Genomic DNA, 24,847 nt, shown 5'->3' with positions numbered 1-24,847 from the left:
CCCTAGTTTTTGTTGCGGCGGTAAAGCGTATCTAGCCACACCGCAAAGACGAGAACGGAGCCGACGACGATGGATTGCAACGGGCTATCGAGCCCCATCAGCACCATGCCCGACTGAATGGATTGCATGACAAGCGCGCCCAGCATGGCCCCGGCGATGGTGCCGACGCCGCCCGCCAGCGACGCGCCACCGATCACCGCTGCCGCGATGACATAGAGCTCGTCCAGCGTGCCCAGCGCATTTGTTGAGGCATTGAGCCGCGCCGACGAAATGGCCGCAGCGATGGCGCACAGCACGCCCATGATCATGAAAATCTTGACAGTCACCCAGCGCGTATTGATGCCGGCCAGTTCCGCCGCCTCAGGGTTGCCGCCCATGGCAAACACGTATCGACCAAACCGCGTCCGCGTCGCGACGAAGGTCATCACCACGCCAACGCCAATCGCCATCAATACGGGAATGGCGATACCGTGCGAGATGAACAGCCCGGCTTCCGGCACCGGCAGATCATTGGCAGCAGCAAAGTTCTCAGCAATACGGCGCGGCCACGGATAGGCATTGGCCACCGACACGGCGGCGATAGTCAGCCCGCAGCCCAACACGCCCAGCGTGACTTCGGCCCAAACAGGCCGCACCGGAAAGCTGAACCGCGTGCGCTGCCGGCGTCCCCAATAGAGCCCGACAACAATCGCCACGCAGGCCACCGCCGCCACGACCCAGCTCCAGAACGCACCGATCGAGCCAGCAGGACCACCGCCCATCAGCTGGAACGTCGGGTCCATCGGCGCAACCGTGCGCCCCATCGTCACCCACCAGGCCGCGCCGCGCCACACCAGATAGCCGCCCAGCGTCACGATGAATGAAGGCACCCGCAGATAGGCAATGATCGTGCCCTGCAAGGCACCGATCCCCAGCCCAACAAACAGCCCGGTCAGCAGCGACAGCACCCAGATCAGCGGATGCCCGAGCCCAAGGCCCAACTGCACCGGCAGGATGTCGGTCTGCATCACGCCCATCACCATGCTGACGAGCCCCAAAATGGAACCCACCGACAGATCAATGTTGCGCGTAACGATCACCAGCACCATGCCCGTCACGATGACGGCCACCGACGCGGTTTGAACCGACAGATTCCACAGATTGCGCGGCGTAATGAACAGCCCACCGGAGAACACGTGGAAGCCCACCCACACCAGAATGAGCGCACCGATCATGCCCAGCAGACGCGTGTCGATTTCCGTCGCCAGCAAAAATCGCTGGAACGGGTTCTTGACGTAGCTACTGGGATGAATGCTCGGCGGAATGGCTTGCTCGTCTGCCAATATGTCTCTCCTCGCTGGACCACGCCAACTATCTGTTTTCGCGCAGTCCTGTCACGACAGTGCCGCAGCGCATACGCCGCGGCACCACTTCTCCGCCAGACAATTCGGTCTGACCGCTAGTTGCACGCGGCAACCGAGCCGATCCGAACCCCTTGGCACACCACTTCCTTGGACACCCAGCCCCCGTCGATGACGATATTGAGGTTATCGCGGGTGATCGGAATCGGGGCGATGAAAAACGCGTTCATCTCGATGCCCTTGGGCCCGCCCGAAAACGGCACCACGCCCGTCACAGCATTGAGCGGCGTACCATTGGCCAGCTCAAGCGCCACCTCAGCCGCCTTCCGGCCAAGCTCGCGCGCATCTTTCCACACCGAAATGGTCTGTGTCCCCAGCGCAATCCGGTTCAGAGCCGCATGATCGCCGTCCTGCCCCGACACGGGCACAGACCCCGCCAACCCCTGCGCCGCCAGTGCCGAGATCGCCCCGCCAGCCGTGCCATCATTGGAGGCCACCACCGCGTCGATCTCGTTATTATTGGCGGTCAGGAACTGCTCCATATTCGCCTGCGCGACTTCGGGGTTCCAGTTGTCGGTATAGGCCTCGCCCACATTGATGATGTCACCAGACTCGATGGCGGCTTCCAGCACCTCCATCTGCCCCTCGAACAAAAAGTCCGCATTGGCGTCCGACGAGTTGCCCTTGATGAAAACGTAATTGCCCGTCGGCTGCACGGCAAACACGCCCTGCGCCTGCAGTCGGCCGACTTCCTTGTTATCAAAGGTCAGGTAGAACGCGTCCGGGTTCTCGATCAGCCGATCATAACCAACCACCGGAATGCCCTCCGCCACGGCGGCGGCAACGGCAGGGCCTATCGCGTCGCCATCCTGCGCCAGCACAATGATGGCGTCAGCGCCCTGTGCTATCAGGCTTTCAATATCGGTCAACTGCTTGGTCGCCGACGATTGAGCATCGGCTGAAATATAGGACGCACCAGCAGCGTTCAGCACCGACTTGATGGCCAGCTCATCGGTTTTCCAACGTTCTTCCTGGAAATTGTTCCACGAGATGCCGACGATAATCCGGTCCTGTGCTATGGCCGCGCCTGACAGAGCGCTGGCGGCGGTCGACCAAAGCAAGATCGTTACAACCTTGTTCATGCACGTCCTCCCTGTGGGCCATTCCCCCATGCCCACATCCTTGCCGGTGCTGCCGTCCGGCAGGCCCTCTTCAATAGGACCCTTGAGCACTTTTGCTGCTCAAAAAATGACCTGACATGCCCCTCTTGGGCAAGTCAACGTTCAATTTCGGACGTTGAAATAAATGCGATTGCGGTCCACGCCAAGGAATGGTGTGTTGCGGCCGGGTGAGGAGTGAACTGGTTGGCGCAGAACGTCAGCGATAGCGACAGCGTCCGCCGGCAGAACCGCGGACTGGTGCTGGGCGCCCTGCGTATGCAGGGGGATTTGTCACGTACTGCGCTCGCTTCAGAGACGGGCCTCAGCCATGCCAGCATCACCGCCATCACCCACAATCTGATCGAACAGGGAATCATTGCCGAGCTGGCCGCCCCTGCCGACGCCACCCCGGTGCGCACGCGTGGACGCCCCGCGACCCTCATCGGCTTCAACCGTGCCTCAGGCTTCGTCGCCCTGTTCGAAATCGACGTCAACCGCACGCGCCTGTCACTCGTCGATTACGGCGGCGTGCTGATCGACCGCATCGATAGCCCGATAACGCCCACAACCTTTGCCGAGACCGATCCCGCCCAATACCTGACCGAGCGGTTGCACCAGTTGCAGGCGCGCAATGCCTCAGCCAATAGCCCGCTGCGCCGGGTCGCCATTTCGGTGCAGGGCATTCTCGACCGCGAAGGCCATGGGCTTAAATGGTCACCCATCGCCAATCTGGCCGACAAACCCTTCGCCCATGAGCTCTCCACCACCTTCGGCATCACCGTGTCGCTGCACAAGCGCGGCCGTTTGCTGGCCGAGGGCGCCCGCTGGCTCGATCCGGCTCTGCGTGATGCCAGCGTGGCCACCGTCTTCGTCGGCTCAACCGTCGCCATGGGCATGACCTTCCGGGGCCAGTTGATGGGCCGTGGCGACGAAGGCTCGACGGAATTCGGCCACATGAACCACATGCCAAACGGTGCGCTCTGCCGTTGCGGCATGCGCGGCTGCATCGAAGCCTATGCCTCCGACTATGCGGTGCTGCGCAACGCCTATTCAGTGCCCGAAACCGCCCAGCCCGCCGCCGCCGTTCCCGCGCAGCAATATGACGGCCTGATCACCCGCGCCGAAGCCGGCGACCGTGCCGCCGTCCACGCCTTCAATCTCGCCGGCCGCGCCATCGGCTTTGGCCTCAGCCGCATGCTGGCCATGTTTGACCCCTCCGACATTCTCATCGTCGGCCCTGGCGCCCGCGCCTTCGGCCTGATGAGCGCCGAAATCACCGCTGCCCTGCGCGGCGCTCTGGTTTGCCGCATCAACGGCCTGCCCAATGTCGTCGCCCACCGCGATGAAAAAGAGCCCATTTTCAAAGGCCTGGTGATGAAGACGCTCAGCGATCTCGACCAGACCGATTTCGCCGCCATGGCCTAGCGAGCGACACGCAACGCCACCCTAAATACAATCCTTGTAAAATTTTAGGCCAGTGCTAGGAATATATGCATCTTTGGGGGCGAAGATCGTGGGCGGGGGCACTCTAGTCAAAACTGACAGGATCGTTCCAGTCATCCTTGCCGGTGGCCAGGGGACCCGCCTCTGGCCCATGTCGCGGGCTGCCAGACCCAAGCAATTTCTGGCTCTTACAGGTTCGCAAAGCCTGTTCCAACTGGCGCTTCAGCGCGTCGCAGATCACGCAGTTTACGCACCGGCGATCATCGTCACCAATTCCGAATACCGCTTCATCGTCGCCGAGCAGGCCACCGAAGTCGGCGCTGCCATTGCCGGCGTTTTGCTCGAGCCAGTCGCCCGCAACACAGCCGTCGCCATTGCTATAGCCGCGGCCTACGCGATGGAAAAATTCGGCGCTGCGGCGATCCTCCACGTCCTGCCATCCGACCACGACGTTGAGTTCAATGCCGAATACCAATTCGCGGTGCAGCGCGCCGCGATCGCAGCGGAGACCGGCCAATTGGTCACTTTCGGCATTGCGCCGCGCAATCCCGACACCGGTTTTGGCTACATCAAGGCTGCTTCGACAATCGATGGCAGCGTACAGCCCGTGGAACACTTCGTCGAAAAGCCTGACCGGGCCAATGCCCAGCGCATGATCGACGACGGCGGCTATTTCTGGAACTCCGGCATGTTCATGCTGGCCGCGGCCACTTTCCTCGACGAATGCGAGGCGCTCGCGCCAGACACAGCCGTCGCCGCCCGCCAGAGCATTCTGCAATCCACCACCGACTTCGATTTCGTCCGCCTCGGCGCTGAAGCCATGAGCAAAGCGCCCAATATCTCGGTCGACTACGCCATCTTCGAGAAAACCACCCGCGCGGCCGTCATCGTCGCCGCCTTCGGCTGGTCCGACCTCGGCAGTTGGGACGCCCTCTGGAAAACTGCCCCCAAGGATGATGGCGGCAATGTCACACGCGGCGCCACGCGGCTGAACAATGTCAGCAAATCGCTGGTCGTCACCGACCATGCCCATGTCGCCGTCGATGGCCTCGACGACATCGTCGTCATCGCCACAAATGACGCAGTCTATGTCGGTCGCCTGTCAGATGCCCAGCAGGTTGGTGCAATGGTGATGTCGCTGCGCGGCACCACAGACACCGCCCACCTCACCCAGATCCACAAGACCGCCTATCGACCATGGGGCGGCTATACCTCGGTGGTCAGCGGCGAGCGCTTTCAGGTCAAGCGCCTGTCGGTCAAACCCGGCAAGAAGCTCAGCCTGCAAAAGCATCACCACCGCGCCGAACACTGGATCATCGTGCGCGGCACCGCCGAGGTGACAGTCGACGGGGTCGTGACTGTCCTCACCGAAAACCAGTCAATCTACCTGCCGCTTGGCTGCACCCACCGCCTCTCCAACCCTGGCAAGATCGTGCTGGAGTTGATCGAGGTCCAAACCGGCTCCTATCTCGGCGAAGACGACATCATCCGCTTCGAAGACGAGTTCGGTCGCGTCTGACGGCCAAAGAAAAAGGGCACCACCGGCGCCCTCTGAACTTCTAATATTTCAGCCACCCATGCAGCTTGTCGGCCAGCGCCACCGGCTCTTCTTCGCCACCGTGCAGCACATATTCCGGATTGGTCGGCGCCTCGAACGGCGAGTCGATGCCGGTGAAATTCTTGATCTCCCCGGCCCGCGCCCGCTTGTAGAGGCCCTTGGGATCGCGCGCCTCACACACTTCAATCGGGGTATCGACATAGACCTCGACGAAGTCCCGATCCCCAGCAATCTCGCGCGCCAGCCGCCGCTCATTCTCGAACGGCGAAATGAACGACACGAGCACAATCAGCCCTGCATCAGCCATCAGCCGAGCCACCTCAGCCACCCGACGAATGTTTTCGACACGAGCAGCTTCGGTAAAGCCAAGGTCCTTGTTCAGCCCGTGACGAACATTGTCGCCATCGAGGATGTAGGCGTGCTTGCCCTCGGCCGTCAGCCGCTTCTCCAGCAGATTGGCAATCGACGACTTGCCCGAACCCGATAGCCCGGTGAACCAGACGATCTGCGGCTTCTGCCCCTTCATAGAGGCGCGCACGTCGCGGTTCACGTCAAAGCTTTGATAGGTCAGGTTCTGCGCCCGGCGGAGCCCGAAATCGATCGTGCCCGCGCCCAGCGTCGCATTGCTCAGCCGGTCGATCAGGATGAAACCGCCTGTCAGCGCATTGGTCGCATAGGCGTCAAACGCAATCGGCTTGTCCGTCGCAATCGTCACCGTCGCGACTTCGTTGAGATCAACCTTGGTCGCTGCCGTCTGCTCCAAGGTGTTGACGTTGGTGCGGAATTTGAGATCGGTGATCGTCGCCGGTACCATCTGCGAGCCGATCTTGAGCAGATAGGACCGCCCCGGAAACGCCGGCTCCTCATTCATCCAGACAATGCGCGCTTGAAACTGGTTGGAGAACTCCGGCGTCTCCCCCGGTCGCGACAGCACATCGCCGCGCGACAGATCGACCTCACGGTCGAGCACCAGCGTCACCGCCTGCCCGGCTACGGCGACTGGCAGGTCGCCATCCATGGCCACGATCTGCTTGATCACAGCCGGCTTGCGCGACGATGCAATCAGCACCTCATCGCCCACCGCAATCTCGCCCGCCGCAACGGTCCCTGAAAACCCTCGGAAATCCAGGTTCGGCCGATTAACCCACTGCACCGGAAAACGAAACTGCTCGCCGCTCCGATCGCGCGTCAGGTCGATAGTCTCGAGATAGGGCACCAGCGCCACCCCATCATACCAGGGCGTGTTCTTGCTCGGGCCCAAAATATTGTCGCCACGCAAAGCCGATACCGGCACCGCTGCCAACGTCTTGAACCCCAGCGGCTCAGCAAAAGCCCGATACTCCGCGACGATCCGGTCAAACACCGCCTCGTCGTAATCGACCAGATCGATCTTGTTGACCACCAGCACCACATGCTGCACGCCGATCAACGACAGAATGAAGCTATGCCGCCGCGTCTGCGTCAGCACGCCCTTGCGCGCATCGATCAGCACCAGCGCCAGATCGGCGTTCGACGCGCCCGTCGCCATGTTGCGGGTATACTGTTCATGGCCCGGCGTATCGGCCACGATGAACTTGCGTTTGTCGGTCGAAAAGAACCGATAGGCCACGTCGATGGTGATGCCCTGTTCGCGCTCGGCCACCAGCCCGTCCACCAGCAGCGAAAAGTCGATGCCCTCATCGCCCGTCGTGCGATTGTGGCTTTCCTTGCGCAGGCTGGCGAGCTGATCGTCGAGGATCAGCTGGCTGTCATAAAGCAGGCGGCCAATCAGCGTCGATTTGCCATCGTCCACGCTGCCGCAGGTCAAAAACCGCAGCAGGGATTTGTCGGTCTGTTCGCCGAGCCAAAGATCAAGGTCGGCGCTAGGCTGGGAAAGGCTCATCAGAAATACCCTTCCTGCTTCTTTTTTTCCATCGACCCGACGCTGTCGCTGTCGATCAGCCGGCCTTCCCGCTCCGATGTCCGGCTGGCCTGCATTTCCATGATAATCTCGGGCAGCGTTGTCGCGGTCGAGCGCATTGCCCCGGTCAGCGGATAGCAACCCAGCGTGCGGAACCGCACCACTTCCTCGTGCGGCACTTCACCGTCCAGCAACGGCATCCGGTCGTCATCCACCATGATCAGTGTGCCAAACCGCTCCACCACGGGGCGCTTTTTGGCAAAATACAGAGGCACAATCGGAATGTTCTCCGAGTAAATGTACGTCCAGATATCGAGCTCGGTCCAATTGCTCAGCGGAAACACCCGCATGCTCTCGCCGGGGTTGAGCCGCGTATTGAACACGCGCCATAGCTCTGGCCTCTGGTTCTTGGGCTCCCACGCGTGGCTCGCACTACGATGGGAGAAAATTCGCTCCTTGGCGCGCGACTTTTCCTCGTCGCGCCGCGCCCCACCAATCGCCGCATCATAGCGCCCGGCATTGAGCGCCTGCCGCAGCGCGGCGGTTTTCATGATGTCGGTGTAACGCGACGAGCCATGATCGAACGGATTGATATTGTCCCGCAGCCCATCCGGATTGGTATGCGAGATCAGATCGAAACCATATTCCGCCGCCATCCGGTCGCGAAATGCGATCATCTCGCGAAACTTCCATGTCGTGTTCACATGCAGCAGCGGAAACGGAATCTTGGACGGGAAGAATGCCTTGCGCGCCAGATGCAGCAACACGCTTGAATCCTTGCCGATGGAATACATCATCACCGGCCGCTCAAAACTTGCGGCGACTTCGCGCAAGATTTCGATGCTCTCGGCTTCAAGGGCCTGCAGATGCGTCAGTCGACTATTGGTCACTGTCGGGCACTTTCAAACACACGCCAGAACTAGCGTTGCATGACTGTTTGGTTAGGCCGACATCGTGGTCGCAGCAAGTTAAAAAAGCCTGGAAATCCGGGCCTTTGGGGCCGTTTGGGATATTAATCTGCGATCACCCCCGAACCCCGCCAAGACGCTTCAAAACCGGCCCGCGCAACGTTCTGAAAATGCGTCAGCGCCACCGCTCGGAGAAAAAATTTCCTCACCGAAATTGCATCGCCCCCCGTCTCAGCAAAAAAGAGCGGCCGCCCACTGCCCTCACATTTGCGCCTGAAGCTATCTTTCAAGGCTACGGAACCCACAGCGAAGTTCTCAGAAGTCCCTTTGTTTGCGGGCCTTTCGGATGCACTTGCTCAACTGAAATACAATGACTAATGCTTGTGCGCGCAGCAGGGGCGATTTCGGGCAAACTGAATCGGCCAAATACCTGTGCCGCATAGCTCTGTCCAACCTTCGGCGGTCTTTCATATGCGGAACAAAGCGCGGTCCATTTGGGCGGAACTAAGCGTTTCGTCCAACATTCTCAGCGCCTTGATCGCCGTGCTGGTGTTCAGCTGTTTCGTCAACATCCTCGTGCTGACCTCGCCCATCTATATGATGCAGGTCTACGATCGCGTCCTCGGCAGCAGCCAGGTCGAAACGCTGCTCTTCCTCAGCCTGATCGCACTGATGGCCTACACCGTGTTTGGCGCGCTCGACGCCGTGCGCAGCTACGTGCTGACCCGCCTCGGCTCCTATCTGGATCTGAGCCTGCGCGATCCGGTCCTCACGCAGGCTCTCGCGCAAGTTTCGCAAGACAGCGTCGGCGCCCGCCGCTTGGTCGATGACCTCAATACCATGCGCAACTATCTCGGCAGCCCAGGCGTACTGCCTTTCGTCGATGCGCCATGGGTGCCGTTCTTTATTGCGGTCATGGCCATGCTGCATCCGTGGCTGGGCATTCTGGGCATCGTCTCCGCCGTATTGCTGTTCGCACTGGCCGTCGCCAACGATGTGCTGACCCGCAAATACGTCATCGCCGCCGGACAACAACAGTCCGTTGCCGGAGACTTCGCCACCGCCGCCATCCAGAATGCCGAGGTCGTGCAGTCCATGGGCATGCAGGACGATATCTCGCGCCGCTACCGCAGCTATGTCGATGACATGAGCAGCGCCAACAAGCGCGCCGGGGATATCAGCGCCATCCTGTCATCCGCCTCCAAGGCCATTCGCATGATCGTGCAAAGCGCCGCGCTCGGCGTCGGCGCCTTTCTGGTGCTGCGCGCCGAAATGTCGGCCGGTGGCATGATCGGCGGTTCGATCCTGCTCGGCCGCGCCCTGGCCCCCATCGAACAGACCATCGGCTCGTGGCGGCAGTTCATCTCGGCCCGAGAATCCTACGGCCGCGTCAGCCGCTTCCTCAAGAACACCCCCGCCAGTATCGACCGCATTGCGCTGCCCGATCTCAAAGGGCGCCTCAGCCTTGAAGGCGTTTTCTACCAGATCCAGGGCGCCGACCGGCCTGTCCTCCGCAATATCAACTTCGCCATTGAGCCCGGCACCGCGCTGGCGCTTGTCGGCCCATCGGCATCGGGCAAAAGCACATTGTGCCGCCTCGCGGTTGGCGCCATCCACCCCAATATGGGCAATGTCCGCCTCGACGGCGCTGACATCACATCGCTCAACCCAACCGACGCCCGCCAGTTCATCGGGTACATGCCGCAAAACGTTGAGCTCTTTGCCGGCACGGTCAGCGACAATATCGCTCGCCTTGGCGCTGTCGATGATGCGGCCGTCGTCAAAGCCGCCAAGATCGCCGGTTGCCACGACATGATCCTGCGCCTCCCCAAGGGCTACGAAACCGAGCTCGGCGCCCGCGGCATGTTCCTCAGCGGCGGCCAGCGCCAACGCATCGGCCTTGCACGCGCCCTCTACGGCTCCCCATGCCTCCTGGTGCTGGACGAGCCCAACGCCAACCTTGATCAGGAAGGCGAAAAGGCGCTGGTCGACGCCATTCGCACCACCAAGGAAAACGGCGCCTCGGTGATCGTCGTCAGCCACCGCACCACCCTGCTCCAGCCCATCGACAAGCTCGCGGTCCTGCGCGATGGCATGCTTGAGCGCTTCGGCAACCGCGACGACATCCTGCGCGAAATGCAGCCTCAGGCGGCCAAGCCTGCGCTCGTTCAGCCCAATGAGGCACAATCCTCGGGAGGCAAACCGACATGAGCCAACAGCTTGCCCTCTCCAGCCTGCCCAACGCGCCCGCCCCCAAATCCATTCCGCGCATCATGCCGCTCATGCGCGGCACCCTGCTGGTCGGCGGCTTGATCGTTGCGATCTTTTTTGGCCTCTTTGGCACCTGGGCCGCTATGGCGCCACTCTCCAGCGGCGCCATGGCCAGCGGCGTCGTCAGCCCGGACTCTGCTCGCAAGGTCATTCAGCACCTTGAAGGCGGCATCATCCGCACCATCCACGTCCACGAAGGCCAACAGGTCAAAGCCGGCGACAAGCTCATCACGCTCGAATCCACCCGGCAGGAGGCCAATTTCTCGTCCGGTCGCGAGCAGTGGCTGCGCCTTCTGGTCATCCGTGCGCGCCTCGAAGCCCACGCCGCCAACGCGCCCGAAATGACCCTGCCCCGCGCCGTTCTCGACGCCGAGCAGCCCGAACTGGTCGCGTTTATCGCCAACCAGCGCAGCCAGTTCGCGACCGAACAGCGTGCCCAGCTGCAGTTGGCCGACATTTCCTCGCGTCAGGTCGCCCAGCTTGATAGCGAAATCGTCTCGATCGCCGCCGAAACCGCGGGCCTTGAGCGCCAGAAAGCGCTGGTCGACCAACAATATGATGATGGCGTCAAACTGCTGGCTCAGCAGTTGATCTCCCGCGCTCGCGTCAACGAACTGCAGCGCCTGCAGGCGCAACTCGAAAGCATGATCGCCTCCAATGCCGGTCGCACCGCGCAGGCCAATCAGAAGATCGAGGAAAGCCGCCTCAATCTGCTGCAGAGCCAGGAAAACTTCCGCATCAAGATTGCCGAAGAAAGCACCCAGGCCAACAACCAGATCGCCGTGCTGGCCGCCGACATCGAATCCACTAGCGACGTGCTGCGTCGCACCGAGATCACCAGCCCGGTCGATGGCGTGGTGCTCAATCTGCGCAATCAGACCGTCGGAGGCATCGTCCGCCCCGGCGATCCGATCATGGATGTGGTGCCCCTCGCCGACGACATGATCGTCCTCGCCAAGCTTTCTCCCCGCGACATCGATCTTGTTACATTGGGCATGGACGCCAAGGTCAATCTGCTACCGTTCTCATCGCGCAACATCCTGCCACTGCATGGCGAAGTCGTACAGATAGCCGCCGACAGCAAGCTCGATGAACTGACCCGCCAATACTACTACGAGCTGCGCATCCGCGTCCCCGCCAGCCAGATCGCCTCCCATAACGGTCTTTACATGAGCCCCGGCATGCCCGCCGAAATCACCGTCGTCACCGGCGCCCGCACCATGCTGCAATACTTGACAGAGCCGCTCCTCCGCGCCGTAAACGCCGCCTTCGTCTACGACTAGGCGCAATAAACCGGGTTCCTGGTGGCCTTCAAAAACTCCCGAGGTCGTGGACATTCTTGAACTTTGTCGCAGCCAGAAGCCAGGTTGACCCGTCTCTCGGCGGTCTGCCGGCGGGACAGTGCCAATCTTGTTCTCGACGCTCGCCTACGGCTGGCTCACCACAGTGAGCCCAGGCGTTTCAACCACAAATTGGTGATACTAGCACTACAACCGAACAAATCCTGAGACGGTGCGTTAACCAGGACAGACTAGACTATTCAGAAGTACTGGAGCGTCACGATGCGCACACTCTTCCGACCATTCGCTTTTGGCCTGTCGTCCGCCGTGACCGCGCTGTTTCTTGTTTGGTTCTGGGTCGGCGCGTTCAACGTCACCACCAGTGCCGTATCCCAGGTCGCCAGCCTCGTCTTCACTTCGCGCGCCGTTTAAACCGCCGAGCAAGACTCCACTTATCTGGGCCGCGATTGATATGCCCCCGCATCCTCACGGCGGCGTCGAGCGGCCCCTCCTTAGACGACGCGAACAAGCGATGATTTCAGTGCTGTGAAAAATCGAGCACTGGACGGTGCAGTACAACAGCACCGTTACCGCCACCTATACATACAGTTTCACGTATCCGTAAGGACTGCGGCCTAGCAATCTCGGCATCGGCTGGATCAACAGTCACTCATTGCAGCCGCAGAACAGAAAGAAAGAAAGAAAGAAAGAAAGAAAGAAAGAAAGAAATAATTAATCAAACAACAAATACTATTACTCAGTAATATTCAATATACGGACAAAATTCAACTCGTGCCGAGAATTATTTCCGTCGACGGAAAAGGGAAATACAAGCTTCTTGGCCAGTCCAAGACTACAACCCTCGACAGCGGCATTGATAGGTACATATTCCGTATCCAATACATTTCCGAGATAGCCAATGGCACGAAGCTTACGTTTCTTGGGCAGACCTTTATTGTAGTCGGGGTCAACCGCGGAAATCCGGCGGTCGGCACCGAATTGATAGCCGAGCTTGAGGGCTAGACCCAAAACCGTATCGCTACGTCCACAACAGTGGCTTTGCTTGCGGTGAATCAAAAAGCGCAGCCGACGGACGACCGGAAAGGCCACCCCGCTACCCGGCAACTATTTGCTACCCCAAGTCAGCGCCCCGGCCAACATTTGCCCGTTGCGTCCCTCGTTCCGTAAATCGCGTAGCGGCGAGCAACTAAATCCCGCGCCCGCCGTTTGAATAGCTGTCTTCATCTCGGAGGTTAGCATGGGCATTCTCTGGACTATTATTATCGGTTTCATCGCTGGCGTTGTTGCCAAGTTTATTATGCCCGGCAGCAACGAGCCGTCTGGGTTCATCCTGACCACCATCCTGGGCATCGTCGGCGCGTTCGTGGCCTCTTATCTCGGCCAGGCACTCGGCTGGTACGCCCCCGGTGAAGGCGCAGGCCTGATCGGCGCCATCGTCGGCGCAATCATTGTCCTGTTCGTCTGGGGCCTGATCGCTGGCCGTCGCCGGGTCTAAGTCTCTTTCAAGAGGAGAATTGATATGGCAAACAATGGGATGCCTTCTCTACTTGCGCTTCTGGGACTGGTCGCCGTGGCTGGGTACCAAAACCGCGACAAACTTGGCCAGATGCTCGGCAACGCCGGTGCGGGCCAATTGCCGGGCAGCACCGGCAATCTCGGCTCCACCGTCAACCAGGCTGGTCAGGTCGTCGGCCAGACAGCCAACAATGTCGGCGGCTCCCTGATGGGTGGGCTCAATGACCTGCTGGACACCTTCCGCAACTCCGGCCACCAGGCGCAGGCGGACTCCTGGATCACCCCCGGCGTACCCACGCAGGGCCTGACCTCCAATCAGGTCGAGAACGCGATTGGCAAGGACACGCTGAGCAATCGCCCAGCAGACAGGCCTTTCCTACGACGACCTGTTGGCCCGCCTGTCCAAGGCCATTCCTGATGCCGTCGACCGCGCCACTCCGGAGGGCAACTTCCCGTCCACCGACGACGAAATCCGCAATCGCGTTACCTCGTCATAGGCGCTCTCGCGCAGTAGTTTTCCAAGCTCCAAAAGGCCCGCCAAATGCGGGCCTTTTTCTATGCCCAAAGAGGCGCGCAACGACCTTCCAAGCTTCGCCCTCTCCGCAGTCACCAGGGGCCGCCGAATCGGATTGGCTTAAAACTCTGTTAACGAACCATCAGAATCGCATTCCAACGCCCCAGCGCCCCCTCGTTCAAAACCACGGTGCGACATTGCAACGCACCAAGACGACTGGTTTTGTCATAATATCTGCGGGTATCAGGCTTTTTGCAGACCGATCTCTCAAATCGTTAAGTTGACTCGTTCCGTCATCTTATCTAGGCGCTCCGGACGTTAGTCCTATTTTTGCCACGGAGCCGCCACAATGCCCCTCGATCCGAAGACCGTTTTCCGCCCCTTCAAAATCCTGGGTGCAACGACCTTAACGCTGGCTTTGCTGGCCGGCACGGCACTGGCACAAGTTGCGACGCCTGAAGATACCGAGGTCTATGTTGTCGTCGGCGATACGCTGGTGCTGCAGGAATTGGTGGTTTCGGCCTCTTCGGTGTCCACCAGCACGCGTGATGCGCCCGCCAGCATTTCGGTGGTGAGCAATCAGGATCTCGCCAAGCATGGCTCCACCGATATCACGCAGGCGCTTCGCACTTCACCCGGCGTCAATGTCGGTTACGGCAGCAATGGCACCAAGGGCATTTCCCTGCGCGGCCTGGGGTCAAGCTACACGCTCATCCTGATCGACGGCAAGCGCGTCGCCGGCGCCAACTCGTTCCTTCGCCACTACAATGGCGATCTCGACTGGCTGCCAGTGGAAGCCATCGAGCGCATTGAGGTGGTGCGCGGCCCGATGTCGACCCTTTATGGCTCGGACGCCATGGGCGGCGTCGTCAACATCATCACCAAGAAAGATCGCCAGGCGGTCTCGGGTTCGGTCACCGCTGAAGTCGTGATGCCCACCGATGGCATCACGGGTGGCGCGCGTAAGCTCAGCGGCTATGTCAGCGCTCCGCTGATCGACAACACCCTCGCCTTCACCGGCTTCGGCAGCATCAGCAGCACTTCCCCGGACAACGACACCCTCGCCGGCGTTGACGGCAAGCGCGGCGTTGATAGCTACGATCTGACGGGCCGCCTGACCTTTACGCCAGACGCCAACCACGTCATCGATGCCGAGCTTTCGCTCGGCAAGCAGGACTATGTCGAGTTCGTCGATGTCGGCGGCGTGCCCACCACCAACCCAACCGAAGTGCAGCGCATTGCCGGTTCGCTCCGCCATGTCGGCGACTGGGGCTTTGGCACTTCGACCATCACCGGCATGACCGAATACACCGAGAACAAGGGCGCCCAGTCGATCACGTTCCAGGGCAGCGAACTGGACGGCAAGCTGGTCATTCCCTTCGACCTGATCTGGCCACAGCATCTGACCGTCGGCGGCAGCCTTCGCCACGAACGTCTCGAAGATCCTGTCAATCTGGGCAAGCCAAGCCCGCTCAATCCGAACGCCTCGCCGGTGGCAGAACTGCTGAGCGGCGCCGTGTTCGCCGAAAGCAATATAAGCCTCACCGACTCTTTGGCCCTGACCACCGGCCTGCGCCTGGACCAGCACGAAAAGTTCGGCTCGCATCTCTCGCCGCGCGCTTATCTGGTTTACTCGCTGACCGACGATCTGACGATCAAGGGCGGCTGGTCGCAGGGCTTCAAGGCTCCCGGCCTGCGCGAGCTTGATGTCGGCTTCCTCGCTCCGTCCGGCGGCCGCGGTTGCGGTGGCATCACCGGCCCGGGCGGCTGCCTGATGGCTGGCAATCCAGACCTGCAGCCAGAAACCAGCGACAGTTGGGAAATCGGCGCCAATTTTGAGCGCGATGGCTGGGCAGCCAACCTCACCTATTTCTACAATGAGATCGACAACAAGATCATCATCGGTGAGCTGCTTGGCTATGAGCCAAGCGGGCGTCCGATCGTTGGCCGCATGAACGTGCAGCAGGCCCGCACCTCGGGCATCGAAGGCGGCCTCACCGTGCCGCTGATGGAAGACCTGTCGTGGACCAGCTCGTTCACCTACCTGTTCGAAGCCGTCAACGTCTCGACCGGCCTGCCGCTCGCCGCTGAACCAGCCATGTCGTTCCACACTTCGATCGACTGGCAGGCAACCGAGCAGCTGTCGCTGTCGGCCTCGCTCGATTACTTCAGCGAGCAGGTCAGCAAGGCCTCTGGCCCAACGGGTTTTGTGGCTTCCGTTGTCGAGCCCTATGCGCTGGTCAATGCCTCGCTGGCCTATGATGTGAACGACAACCTCACACTGCGCGGTGGCGTCAACAACATCTTCGACACCCAGCCAAGCACTGACTCCTTCTTCCGCGAGGCAGGCCGCAGCGTGTTCGTCTCGGCCACCGCCAAGTTCTAAGACCACGCCAAAAAAGTCCAGCGTCTCTCCCACCGGAGAGACGCCATTTTCGTTATTTCCCGGAAGGTCGATTACATGTTGCATCGCCCAGTACGTCGCCCGACGGCACGCTTTTTCTACCCATTGTTGACGGCGGCCTGGCTTGGGCTGGTCGCGGCCCCCTCAGCGCAGGAAGTGCCAACGACGCCGGCGCCCGTCGTCGAACAACAGCCGGAAGCCGTGGAGCCGCCAACGCCAGCACCGGCCGAAACGCCCGCGCCCGTTGAGGTCGTCACACCCGACGCACCAGCTACAGCACCAGAACCAACCGTCTACGCCGTACCATCCGCAGCACTGCCGCATGATCTTTCCCCATACGGCATGTACATGCAGGCCGACTGGGTCGTCAAAGGCGTCATGATCGGTCTGGCGGTGGCCTCGCTCGTCACCTGGACCATTCTCGTTGCCAAAATACTTGAACTCGCTGGCGCAAAGCGCCGCGTGCGCAAGGCCCGCAGCGTCATCACCGGATCGCGCACACTGGACGACGCTGTCGCCACTTTGGGCAAACGCCGGGGCATTGGTGCCCTGCTGCTCAGCGCCGCCAAGGAAGAGTTGGAGATGACCGGCAGCGCCGCAACGCCGGATGCCGGCGATGGTCTTAAGGAACGCGTCTCCTCGCGGCTGCGCCGCATCGAGCTGGCAGCAGGCCGCCGCATTTCGCGCGGCACCGGCATCCTCGCGACGGTCGGTTCCGTATCCCCCTTCGTTGGCCTGTTCGGCACGGTGTGGGGCATCATGAATTCCTTTATCAGCATCTCTGAATCCCAGACCACCAATCTGGCCATCGTGGCCCCCGGCATCGCCGAGGCCCTCTTGGCAACCGCCATCGGACTGGTCGCCGCCATCCCCGCAGTGGTCATCTACAACGCCTTCTCGCGCGCCATTGCAGGCTATCGCCAACTGCTCGGCGATGCAGCGAGCGGCGTTGAACGCCTGGTCTCCCGCGATCTAGATGCCACCCGCACGGCTGGGGGCAACTGATGGCCGGGAGCGTAAGAGAGTCATCCGATGGTGATGACCTGACGGAAAGCCACGAGATCAACGTCACGCCGTTCATCGACGTCATGCTGGTCCTGCTGATCATCTTCATGGTGGCCGCCCCTTTGGCCACCGTGGATATCAATGTCGACCTCCCGGCCTCGACGGCAACGCCACAGCCACGCCCCGACAAACCGCTCTACGTCACCCTCAAGCCCGACCTTAGCGTCGCCGTAGGCGATAACGTTGTGACACGCGACGGCATCGGTCCAGCGCTCGACGTGGTCACCAGCGGCGACAAGGAAGCCCGCATTTTCCTCCGCGCCGATGAAGTCGTCGCCTATGGCGATCTCATGGCGCTGATGAACCAGTTGCGGCAGGCCGGTTACCTCAAGATTGCCCTGGTCGGATTGGAAACCATCGCCCCTGCAGCAGCACCTGTCGTGGGAGTGGCCCAGTGACCAGGGCTGGGGAACGCGTCGGCACCAGCTCGCTTGAAGGTCTTTCCGGCCGCGATGCGGCTCTTTGGGCCGGGGCACTGTTCGTGGTCGTCGCCCTGCAGGGCGGCGCGCTCTATTGGTTCAGCACGCGTCCTGTCGAAGCCATGGAAATGGCCGGTGGCGGAGAGCCCGCGATCATGATCGATCTGGCGGAAGAGTTCATGTCGCCCGAAGAACTTGACCTGGGCCCTGACCTCACGCCCGCCTCAATGGAGCAGGAAGCGCCCCCGGAACCGGAAGAAATCACGCCCGAACCGGAACCTGAACCTCAGGTCGAACCTGAGCCCGAACCCGAGCCGGAAATCGAACCTGAACCAGAGATCGAGCCAGAGGTAGAGCCCCTGCCCGAACCCGAGGCTGAGCCAGAACCTGTTCCCGAGCCAGAGCCCGAAGAAGAAGTCGTGCCCGACCTGGTCGAGGCAATTGATCCCGCCGTCCCATTGCCGGTAGCCATGTCGCCGCGTCTGGCCGACCGTCGCAAACAGACGCCGCCAACGCCCACCCAGCAGCAATCAACCGCCAGCGCCCCCCGCGCTGCAGCTCCCGCAGAAAAGCCAGCAGCGCCGCCGCCTGCCGCCCAGCCATCGCCTGCGCCATCGGTCTCGCCGGCCAAGTGGCAGGCGACGCTGATGGCCCATCTCGACCGCAACCGTCGCTATCCAAACACCTCGGTACAACGGCGCGAACAGGGCACGGCACAGCTCACCTTCACCATCGACGCCAACGGCCGCGTCCTCAACGCCCGCGTCTCGGGCACGTCCGGCCACCCCGCCCTCGATCAGGCGACGCTCGAGATGATCAACCGCGCCTCACCCGTCCCAGTCCCTCCCGCTGGCCTCGTCAACGGCCAGCTTACCCTGACGGTCCCAGTACGGTTCCAGATCCGCTAGGCGTAGGTCTAACCGGACGATAGCCACAAGGTCAGGGCTTAACCAAGGCCCTGACAACATCGCGCGGCTAACCACACCTCATTTCGAGAACTATCGAAATAACTATTGTCGAATCCTTTCATTTCGATTATTCCGGAAACAACGAATATCAGCCGATGGAGACGACAATGGCCAATCTCGTTTCACTGCCCCATCTCGCCATGCTGTCGGCTTTGGCGCAGGAAACCCGCCTGGCCACCTTCCGCGCCCTCGTCACCGAGGGACCAGAAGGCCTCCCTGCCGGCGAAATCTCCCGCATCATCGGCACGCCGTCCAACACCATGTCCACCCATCTGGCGATCCTGGAGCGGTCCGGCCTGATCACTTCACGCCGTGACGGACGCTCGATCATCTACACCGCCGACCTCAGCGCCATGCAAAATCTCGTGCTGTTTCTCGTGCAGGACTGCTGCCAGGGCAATCCGGGCGTCAGCGCCACCGTCGCCGACATCCTGTCCGCCGCCTCGCCCTGCGATCCAAAATGCGCACCTGACGCAAAACAGTTGGCCTGATCCATGTCCGTCACAATCTACCACAATCCCGAATGCGGCACGTCTCGCAACACGCTCGCCATGATCCGCCAAAGCGGCGTCGAGCCTGAAATCATCGACTACCTGACCAATCCACCAACCCGCGAAAAGCTTGTCTGGCTGATCGCCGAGGCCGGTCTGTCGGTTCGCGCCGCAATCCGCCAAAAAGGCACGCCCTATGACGAACTCTCGCTATGCAACCCGGATTTGAGCGACAGCCAATTGCTCGACGCGATGCTGGCCCACCCCATCCTCATCAACCGCCCCTTCGTCGTCACCGCCAAAGGCGTCCGCCTCTCCCGACCTTCCGAAGCGGTGCTCGATCTTCTCGAAAACCCAAACATCGGCCCCTTCACCAAGGAAGACGGCGACGTGATCATTTCTCCTGAAGGGAAGCGTATTGTCTGAACTACCCAATCTCGTCGCCAGCGCCGTGCGCATCCCCGACGCCGCCGCCCTATCGCAGTCCGGCTACACCCACAAACCACGCATCCTGATGCTCTACGGCTCGCTGCGCGAGCGCAGCTATAGCCGTTTCCTGACGCTCGAAGCCCAACGCCTGCTCGAAGCATTCGGGGCCGAGGTACGCATATTCCATGCCAATGGCCTGCCTTTGCCCAACGACGCCCCCGACGATCATCCCAAGGTACAGGAACTGCGCGAAGCAATGGTCTGGTCAGAAGGTCAGGTTTGGACCAGCCCCGAACGCCACGGCGCCATGAGCGCCGTCCTCAAAGCCCAGATCGACTGGATACCCCTGCCCGGCGGCGCCGTCCGTCCCACCCAGGGGCGTACGCTTGCCCTGATGCAGGTCTCCGGTGGCTCGCAGAGCTTTAACGCCCTCAACCATATGCGCGTCCTCGGTCGTTGGATGCGCATGGTCACCATCCCCAACCAATCCTCCGTTGCCAAAGCCTGGCAGGAATTCGACGAAGCCGGCCGCATGAAGCCGTCGTCCTACTACGACCGCGTCGTCGACGTGATGGAAGAACTCGTCAAATTCACCCTCCTAAACCGCCCCGCCGCCAACTACCTCACCTCCCGCTACAGCGAACGCAAAGAAGCCGCCGCCAAACTGGAGGAGAGAGTCGGCCTCAAATCCATCTAGCGACGACGAGACCAGTCGTGATCGAGAACTGATGTGTGGAAGGTGGTGCCGGCAACAGGGTTCGAACCCGTGACCCCCTGATTACAAATCAGGTGCTCTACCAACTGAGCTATACCGGCAACGGGACGCGCATAGCATTAGTCGACGGGGCAGGCAACGAAAACCATGGTCGTTGTAAAGCTTCCACAGGGTTTGCTTGTGTCCAAGCGGAAAACCGCCCCGCTCAAGCGGACGCAACGAGCTGTGAAAGGCTCGCGGCAGAGCGCTCCCAGGAGAATTTCTCGGCAGTTTTCGCCTGGAACTCCAGCCATCGGCCTCGAAGCGTATCGGCAGGAATTGCCTCCAACGCCCTGACATGATTCCCGATTTCGGAAATACTGCTCAGTCGGCGCACTAAGGGGTCATCTGGTCCCTCTCCCAACTCGCTCCAGATATCCACCATCGACAGCGGAATGGCGTTGGCGGCGATGTAGCTGCCCACCTTGAGCTTGTGACCAGCCACAAAACGGTCTGGAACCATGCCGATCCTGATCGCAGCGTCAGCGGTCAGTGCTCCTAGAAGTCGCGGCGATAGCAGAACAGCCGCCTCATTCGGGAGCTTGTCGGCGTAGACTGGCCACCGTGCCCCGCTGGCCGCGTATTCTCTGGCAAACGCGATGATATCGCGGCGTTTTGGTCGCCAGTCATAGGTGCCAGATACAATGATATCGGACCGGAAAACGGCATCAGCCGCGAGCGGCACCACCGGCGGCAACCCCGGCGGTAGGTGCACAACATTAGCGTGTGGCGCGAGCTGCTGGAGGCGGTCCCGATCTGCCAGCGACAGCACACCGATCGCGTGGAACCGCCCGGAGGAATACGCCAATCGCTCCCAGCTTTCGGCGCGACCGGCCAGCGCCTTCGCGATCAGACTATTCGGGAACGCAGCCGGCAAGGCGCTGCTGGAAACATTGTGCAGGATCGGGATTGTCGGACAGTCCAGCTGACAGGCCAACATGTCAAACGGCTCCCACGAGCAAATGGCGACCTCGCACTCCCGGCTCGCCTGCCGAACCAGATCAACATTGTGGCGGGTCTGATAGCGACTGCGATAATGCGGCACGCCTCGGACAAGATTGGCCAACTCACGCACTGCGCTGACCCGTCGGGGCGCCACGTGGCTCACCGAATGGCCCAGTGCGCGCAGCGCGGCGATCATCTTTCGATCATAGATTTCGTCGCCCGCTTCGCCGCTTTCCGCAGCTTTGCCGACCCACAAAATCCGCTTCATTCGGCGGCCAGTTTTGTTTGCCCCACCCGCTCGTTGAGAACGTCTTCAAAGCGCCCCGCGATGTTGGCAATGTGGAATGTCCGCTCGGCATAGGCGCGCGCGTTGCTGGCCATCTCGGCGCGCGCGGCGTCATCGCCGAGCAACGCCCGCGCGTCACGCAACAGGCCGTCGACGTCATCCGGTGCCACTACCCTGCCCGCCTCGGCGCGGCAGATGGTTTGGGCGGCGAGATTGTTTGTAGGAATGGATCCCAATATCGCCCGCCCCGCCGCCAGATAGGACAGCACCTTGGACGGTACCGAGAATACGCCGGCGTCCTCCTCAATAACCGCGTACAAAATATCGGCGGAAGCCAGAACGCTCGGCAGATCGTCCACGTCGACCCAAGGCCGCACAATCATATTGTCGAGCCCTTCGCTCGCTGCCACCGCACTCACATGATCCGCGCTGCTGCCTTCCGAGAACAGGTACACATCTGCCTCCAGATTGCGCGCCAGATACAGCAACAAATCCGGATTGTGCTTTCGCGCCAATGTCCCCGTGTAAACGATCCGCTTTTGCGCTGGCCGCAGGTTTGCCTGCGCCCAGTCATTGTCTCGCGGTAACAGCGGAATATCCTCAAGCGGCGCCCAGTTTTCGATGACCTCCATTCCTGCCGTATCCATCCGCCAGGGCTCGCCACCCAGCACATCGAGGAACGCATCCGCTATTGCGATAACTGCGTCGCTCGCCTGCAAAACCCGACGCTCACGCGCGCGAAAATAGGTGCCCGCCAGCTTCCCTAGGCCATCGTTTTTCTTGCCGATAATCCGGCCAATCGCCTCGCTATGAATATCCTGCAGCCAAAAAACGAACCGCGCGCCGACGCGTGCGCAGGCCCGCTGCAACGCCTCCTGAACCTCGATCGGCGCATTGGCTGACAGCACCTCGTCGGGCCGCTCCTGCAGCACCAAAGCGGCGACAACGCGGGCATATTCCCGCTGCTGCAGCCCGCGCCTGACAAGATTGTCCTTGTCGAACGGCCCACCAATATCCAGTGGCACCGCCCGAAATCCAGCGTGCTCGACACCGCCCATCCGCCCCTTCGGCCCGGAAAAGCCAGCGAACCACGCATAGACCATTGCATTGCCCCGCGCCGCCAGGGCGCGCGCCAACTGGCCGGTAAACGGATGCCCGCCATAGTCGTGCAGGATCATCTTGCTCATCGGAAATCGCTGCTCTGCTGCCAGCGCCGCAAGGCCTCGGCCAGCCCGATTTCAAAGGCAAAACCCCGCGAGATCAACTCATGCGGATAGGCATTGGTGGATCGTATCAGCTTGCGTACACGCTCCCGGTTGATCGCTGTCCGCACTCCCACCTTGCCCAGCACTTCAAAGCCAAACGCCGCGACCATGATCAGCTTTTCAGGCAGCACCAGCCTCGGCATGGCATAGCCCGCAGCCTCGCCGAACCCTCGATTGATCGCCTCGGTGGTCGTGCGGTCCGGATAGGCAAAAATATAGCGCAATACTGGCTCGTCGAACTGCGCCATGAAGGCAATGCTCCGCGCCAGTTCCTCCACCGGCGCACAGGCCTTCACAGTGTCCTTGCGTGCTGGATAAACGAACCGCCGCTCGCGCAGCACGCTCGCCAGCCGTTCAAAATTGCCCCGCTCACCCTCGCCAAATGTCACCGCTGGCCGCACGATCAGCAGCCGCCGATCACCTGATCGCGCCTGCCAATCCTCATGGATCTGTTCGGCCAGCAGCTTGGACTTGCCATAGGCCGTAACCGGCCGCGGCGTGGTCCGCTCGTCGACCAGACACTCCTGCGGCCCATAAACGCCAACCGAACTGGTGAAGACGATCCGCCGCGCCCCAATCGCTTCCGCGAACCGGCACACATTTGTCGCCCCGGCCACATTGGTCCAAAAATACTCCCAATCCGCAGGCCCCGGCGACGTATGCACCGCCGCAAAATTGTAAATCTCCACCGGCCCTTGCGTGGGGAAGGTAATCGGCTGGCGCACATCGCAGATCACATAATCAGCCTTCGCCGCCAGCTCGCGCGGCGGCTGAATATCCGCCAAGACGATCCTTCCAACTTCAGGATCAGCCGACAGCGCCCGCGCCATATGCGTGCCGAAGAATCCGCAACCGCCGAAGATCACAGCCGTCCTGCTCACGGCGACACCGGCGGCGCGCTATTGCTCCGCACCTGTGCCTCGATCCAGCCATAGGTGGCCTCCAGCCCAACCCGCAGCGATTGCGACGGTCGCCAGCCCAGCTCGCGCTCGATCAGCCGATTGTCCGAATTGCGCCCCCGCACGCCGATCGGCCCCGGCACATGCTTCTTGTGCAGCCGTTTGCCCGCGATATCGGCCACCAGATCGACCAGCTGATTGATGCTGACCATCTCGTCCGACCCGACATTGACCGGCCCCTCAAATCCCGACCGCGTCAGCCGCAACGTGCCTTCAAGGCATTCATCGATATAGAGAAATGACCGCGTCTGGCTGCCATCGCCCCAGATTTCGATCTCGCCATCATGGGCCGCCATCGCCACCTTGCGGCACACAGCGGCCGGCGCCTTCTCCTTGCCGCCCTGCCAGGTGCCTTCCGGCCCGAAAATATTGTGATACCGGGCCACCCGATTGGTCATGCCGTGGTTACGGTTATAGGCAAGATACAGCCGCTCCGAGAACAGCTTCTCCCAACCATATTCGCTGTCCGGCGCGGCCGGATAAGCCGAAGACTCGGCACAATTGGGATTGTCCGGATCGGCCTGATTATAGGCCGGATACATGCAGGCCGACGACGAATAGAACACCTGCCGGATGTTCCGTTTCTGCGCCCGGTCGACCACATTGAGATTGATGCTGGCCGAATTGTGCATGATTTCGGCGTCATGCTCGCCGCTAAAAACATAGCCGGCGCCGCCCATGTCGGCCGCCAGTTGATAGATTTCATCAAATCGGCGGTCGATCACCCTGTCGACAACCGCCCCATCGCGCAGGTCTCCAATCACGAAGTCATCGGCCTCGGTCGCGCTGAAGTCCGGAAACTTCAGATCAACCCCGCGCACCCAAAACCCCTCGGTTTTGAGCCGCCTGACCAGATGACTGCCGATGAAGCCCCCCGCCCCCAGCACCAGAACACTGCGCACCGACACCTCACATAAAACGCTAAAAAACGTACTACGTCGTTCGGTTGGCC

At 61.2% G+C, this 24,847-nt stretch carries 22 protein-coding genes, 1 tRNA gene and 1 pseudogene; 14 read left to right on the top strand and 10 right to left on the bottom strand.

Annotation, left to right across the window (positions count from 1 at the left end; genetic code table 11):
* Positions 1–2: 2 nt before the first annotated feature.
* Together ABIE28_RS05725 and xylF are read right to left on the bottom strand one after the other, a co-directional pair.
* Positions 3–1,304, bottom strand: a complete 1,302-nt coding sequence (locus ABIE28_RS05725) for a sugar ABC transporter permease (protein ID WP_354066409.1) — start codon at positions 1,302–1,304, stop codon at positions 3–5.
* A 134-nt stretch (positions 1,305–1,438) separates the two neighbouring features.
* Positions 1,439–2,482: a D-xylose ABC transporter substrate-binding protein gene (gene xylF, locus ABIE28_RS05720; RefSeq protein ID WP_354060955.1), complete on the bottom strand. Its 1,044-nt coding sequence runs from the start codon at positions 2,480–2,482 to the stop codon at positions 1,439–1,441.
* Between the two features lie 222 nt (positions 2,483–2,704).
* Between xylF and ABIE28_RS05715 the strand changes: the two genes are divergently transcribed.
* Positions 2,705–3,925: an ROK family transcriptional regulator gene (locus tag ABIE28_RS05715; RefSeq protein ID WP_354060953.1), complete on the top strand. Its 1,221-nt coding sequence runs from the start codon at positions 2,705–2,707 to the stop codon at positions 3,923–3,925.
* Between the two features lie 88 nt (positions 3,926–4,013).
* A complete protein-coding gene (locus tag ABIE28_RS05710; RefSeq protein ID WP_354060951.1) occupies positions 4,014–5,462 on the top strand; it encodes a mannose-1-phosphate guanylyltransferase/mannose-6-phosphate isomerase in 1,449 nt (482 codons plus the stop codon).
* Between the two features lie 40 nt (positions 5,463–5,502).
* Here the strand turns inward: ABIE28_RS05710 and cysN are convergent, their stop codons facing one another.
* A complete protein-coding gene (cysN, locus tag ABIE28_RS05705; protein ID WP_354060949.1) occupies positions 5,503–7,383 on the bottom strand; it encodes a sulfate adenylyltransferase subunit CysN in 1,881 nt (626 codons plus the stop codon).
* Positions 7,383–8,291 carry a sulfate adenylyltransferase subunit CysD gene (gene cysD, locus ABIE28_RS05700; protein ID WP_354060947.1) on the bottom strand — a complete coding sequence of 303 codons (909 nt, stop codon included), beginning with the start codon at positions 8,289–8,291 and terminating at the stop codon, positions 7,383–7,385. Before cysD ends, cysN begins: the two co-directional genes overlap by 1 nt.
* 489 nt (positions 8,292–8,780) lie before the next feature.
* Here cysD and ABIE28_RS05695 point away from each other — a divergent pair, with 489 nt between their 5' ends.
* The 3 genes from ABIE28_RS05695 to ABIE28_RS05685 all read left to right on the top strand — a co-directional run bounded on the left by ABIE28_RS05695 (position 8,781) and on the right by ABIE28_RS05685 (position 12,292).
* Positions 8,781–10,520, top strand: a complete 1,740-nt coding sequence (locus ABIE28_RS05695) for a type I secretion system permease/ATPase (RefSeq protein WP_354060945.1) — start codon at positions 8,781–8,783, stop codon at positions 10,518–10,520.
* Positions 10,517–11,863 carry an HlyD family type I secretion periplasmic adaptor subunit gene (locus ABIE28_RS05690; protein ID WP_354060943.1) on the top strand — a complete coding sequence of 449 codons (1,347 nt, stop codon included), beginning with the start codon at positions 10,517–10,519 and terminating at the stop codon, positions 11,861–11,863. The genes ABIE28_RS05695 and ABIE28_RS05690 overlap by 4 nt, the downstream gene beginning before the upstream one ends.
* Before the next feature lie 279 nt (positions 11,864–12,142).
* Positions 12,143–12,292 (top strand): hypothetical protein, encoded by a 150-nt coding sequence (locus tag ABIE28_RS05685; protein WP_354060941.1) that lies wholly within the window; start codon positions 12,143–12,145, stop codon positions 12,290–12,292.
* Between the two features lie 321 nt (positions 12,293–12,613).
* Here ABIE28_RS05685 and ABIE28_RS05680 read toward each other — a convergent pair whose 3' ends face one another.
* Positions 12,614–12,970 carry a hypothetical protein gene (locus ABIE28_RS05680; RefSeq protein WP_354060939.1) on the bottom strand — a complete coding sequence of 119 codons (357 nt, stop codon included), beginning with the start codon at positions 12,968–12,970 and terminating at the stop codon, positions 12,614–12,616.
* A 148-nt stretch (positions 12,971–13,118) separates the two neighbouring features.
* Here ABIE28_RS05680 and ABIE28_RS05675 point away from each other — a divergent pair, with 148 nt between their 5' ends.
* From ABIE28_RS05675 to arsH, 9 genes and pseudogenes are all read left to right on the top strand, one after another.
* Positions 13,119–13,376: a GlsB/YeaQ/YmgE family stress response membrane protein gene (locus ABIE28_RS05675; RefSeq protein WP_354060937.1), complete on the top strand. Its 258-nt coding sequence runs from the start codon at positions 13,119–13,121 to the stop codon at positions 13,374–13,376.
* A 24-nt stretch (positions 13,377–13,400) separates the two neighbouring features.
* Positions 13,401–13,893: pseudogene (locus ABIE28_RS05670) on the top strand (YidB family protein).
* Between the two features lie 366 nt (positions 13,894–14,259).
* On the top strand, positions 14,260–16,296 hold the full coding sequence (locus ABIE28_RS05665; protein WP_354060935.1) for a TonB-dependent receptor domain-containing protein: 2,037 nt from the start codon (positions 14,260–14,262) through the stop codon (positions 16,294–16,296).
* Between the two features lie 75 nt (positions 16,297–16,371).
* The gene (exbB, locus tag ABIE28_RS05660) at positions 16,372–17,319 is read left to right on the top strand and encodes a tonB-system energizer ExbB (protein WP_354060933.1); all 948 of its coding nucleotides are present in this window, start codon (positions 16,372–16,374) and stop codon (positions 17,317–17,319) included.
* A complete protein-coding gene (gene exbD, locus ABIE28_RS05655) occupies positions 17,319–17,777 on the top strand; it encodes a TonB system transport protein ExbD (RefSeq protein ID WP_354060931.1) in 459 nt (152 codons plus the stop codon). The genes exbB and exbD overlap by 1 nt, the downstream gene beginning before the upstream one ends.
* Positions 17,774–18,706 (top strand): energy transducer TonB family protein, encoded by a 933-nt coding sequence (locus ABIE28_RS05650; RefSeq protein ID WP_354060929.1) that lies wholly within the window; start codon positions 17,774–17,776, stop codon positions 18,704–18,706. The genes exbD and ABIE28_RS05650 overlap by 4 nt, the downstream gene beginning before the upstream one ends.
* Before the next feature lie 167 nt (positions 18,707–18,873).
* Positions 18,874–19,257 carry an ArsR/SmtB family transcription factor gene (locus ABIE28_RS05645; RefSeq protein WP_354060927.1) on the top strand — a complete coding sequence of 128 codons (384 nt, stop codon included), beginning with the start codon at positions 18,874–18,876 and terminating at the stop codon, positions 19,255–19,257.
* A gap of 3 nt (positions 19,258–19,260) precedes the next feature.
* On the top strand, positions 19,261–19,683 hold the full coding sequence (gene arsC, locus ABIE28_RS05640) for an arsenate reductase (glutaredoxin) (protein WP_354060925.1): 423 nt from the start codon (positions 19,261–19,263) through the stop codon (positions 19,681–19,683).
* On the top strand, positions 19,676–20,383 hold the full coding sequence (gene arsH / locus ABIE28_RS05635) for an arsenical resistance protein ArsH (RefSeq protein ID WP_354060923.1): 708 nt from the start codon (positions 19,676–19,678) through the stop codon (positions 20,381–20,383). The genes arsC and arsH overlap by 8 nt, the downstream gene beginning before the upstream one ends.
* 43 nt (positions 20,384–20,426) lie before the next feature.
* Here the strand turns inward: arsH and ABIE28_RS05630 are convergent.
* The 5 genes from ABIE28_RS05630 to ABIE28_RS05610 all read right to left on the bottom strand — a co-directional run bounded on the left by ABIE28_RS05630 (position 20,427) and on the right by ABIE28_RS05610 (position 24,797).
* A tRNA-Thr gene (locus tag ABIE28_RS05630) sits at positions 20,427–20,502 on the bottom strand.
* A gap of 104 nt (positions 20,503–20,606) precedes the next feature.
* Positions 20,607–21,653: a glycosyltransferase family protein gene (locus tag ABIE28_RS05625; RefSeq protein ID WP_354060921.1), complete on the bottom strand. Its 1,047-nt coding sequence runs from the start codon at positions 21,651–21,653 to the stop codon at positions 20,607–20,609.
* A complete protein-coding gene (locus ABIE28_RS05620) occupies positions 21,650–22,858 on the bottom strand; it encodes a glycosyltransferase family 4 protein (RefSeq protein WP_354060919.1) in 1,209 nt (402 codons plus the stop codon). The genes ABIE28_RS05625 and ABIE28_RS05620 overlap by 4 nt, the downstream gene beginning before the upstream one ends.
* Positions 22,855–23,817: an NAD-dependent epimerase/dehydratase family protein gene (locus ABIE28_RS05615; protein ID WP_354060917.1), complete on the bottom strand. Its 963-nt coding sequence runs from the start codon at positions 23,815–23,817 to the stop codon at positions 22,855–22,857. The genes ABIE28_RS05620 and ABIE28_RS05615 overlap by 4 nt, the downstream gene beginning before the upstream one ends.
* Positions 23,814–24,797, bottom strand: a complete 984-nt coding sequence (locus ABIE28_RS05610; RefSeq protein ID WP_354060915.1) for an NAD-dependent epimerase/dehydratase family protein — start codon at positions 24,795–24,797, stop codon at positions 23,814–23,816. The genes ABIE28_RS05615 and ABIE28_RS05610 overlap by 4 nt, the downstream gene beginning before the upstream one ends.
* Positions 24,798–24,847 lie beyond the last annotated feature (50 nt).

This window comes from Devosia sp. 2618, from assembly GCF_040546815.1.
GTDB lineage: Bacteria > Pseudomonadota > Alphaproteobacteria > Rhizobiales > Devosiaceae > Devosia.
Note: the sequence above shows the minus strand (reverse complement) of the source record. Positions and strands in the feature narration are given on the sequence as shown.

Bases quoted from the DNA above. Each gene is read 5' to 3' on its own strand.
- exbD (WP_354060931.1), top strand. From the start codon at position 17,319: ATGGCCGGGAGCGTAAGAGAGTCATCCGATGGTGATGACCTGACGGAA.
- ABIE28_RS05665 (WP_354060935.1), top strand. From the start codon at position 14,260: ATGCCCCTCGATCCGAAGACCGTTTTCCGCCCCTTCAAAATCCTGGGT.
- cysN (WP_354060949.1), bottom strand. From the start codon at position 7,383: ATGAGCCTTTCCCAGCCTAGCGCCGACCTTGATCTTTGGCTCGGCGAA.
- ABIE28_RS05645 (WP_354060927.1), top strand. From the start codon at position 18,874: ATGGCCAATCTCGTTTCACTGCCCCATCTCGCCATGCTGTCGGCTTTG.
- ABIE28_RS05695 (WP_354060945.1), top strand. From the start codon at position 8,781: ATGCGGAACAAAGCGCGGTCCATTTGGGCGGAACTAAGCGTTTCGTCC.
- ABIE28_RS05675 (WP_354060937.1), top strand. From the start codon at position 13,119: ATGGGCATTCTCTGGACTATTATTATCGGTTTCATCGCTGGCGTTGTT.
- xylF (WP_354060955.1), bottom strand. From the start codon at position 2,482: ATGAACAAGGTTGTAACGATCTTGCTTTGGTCGACCGCCGCCAGCGCT.
- arsC (WP_354060925.1), top strand. From the start codon at position 19,261: ATGTCCGTCACAATCTACCACAATCCCGAATGCGGCACGTCTCGCAAC.
- ABIE28_RS05620 (WP_354060919.1), bottom strand. From the start codon at position 22,858: ATGAGCAAGATGATCCTGCACGACTATGGCGGGCATCCGTTTACCGGC.
- exbB (WP_354060933.1), top strand. From the start codon at position 16,372: ATGTTGCATCGCCCAGTACGTCGCCCGACGGCACGCTTTTTCTACCCA.
- ABIE28_RS05685 (WP_354060941.1), top strand. From the start codon at position 12,143: ATGCGCACACTCTTCCGACCATTCGCTTTTGGCCTGTCGTCCGCCGTG.
- ABIE28_RS05625 (WP_354060921.1), bottom strand. From the start codon at position 21,653: ATGAAGCGGATTTTGTGGGTCGGCAAAGCTGCGGAAAGCGGCGAAGCG.
- ABIE28_RS05690 (WP_354060943.1), top strand. From the start codon at position 10,517: ATGAGCCAACAGCTTGCCCTCTCCAGCCTGCCCAACGCGCCCGCCCCC.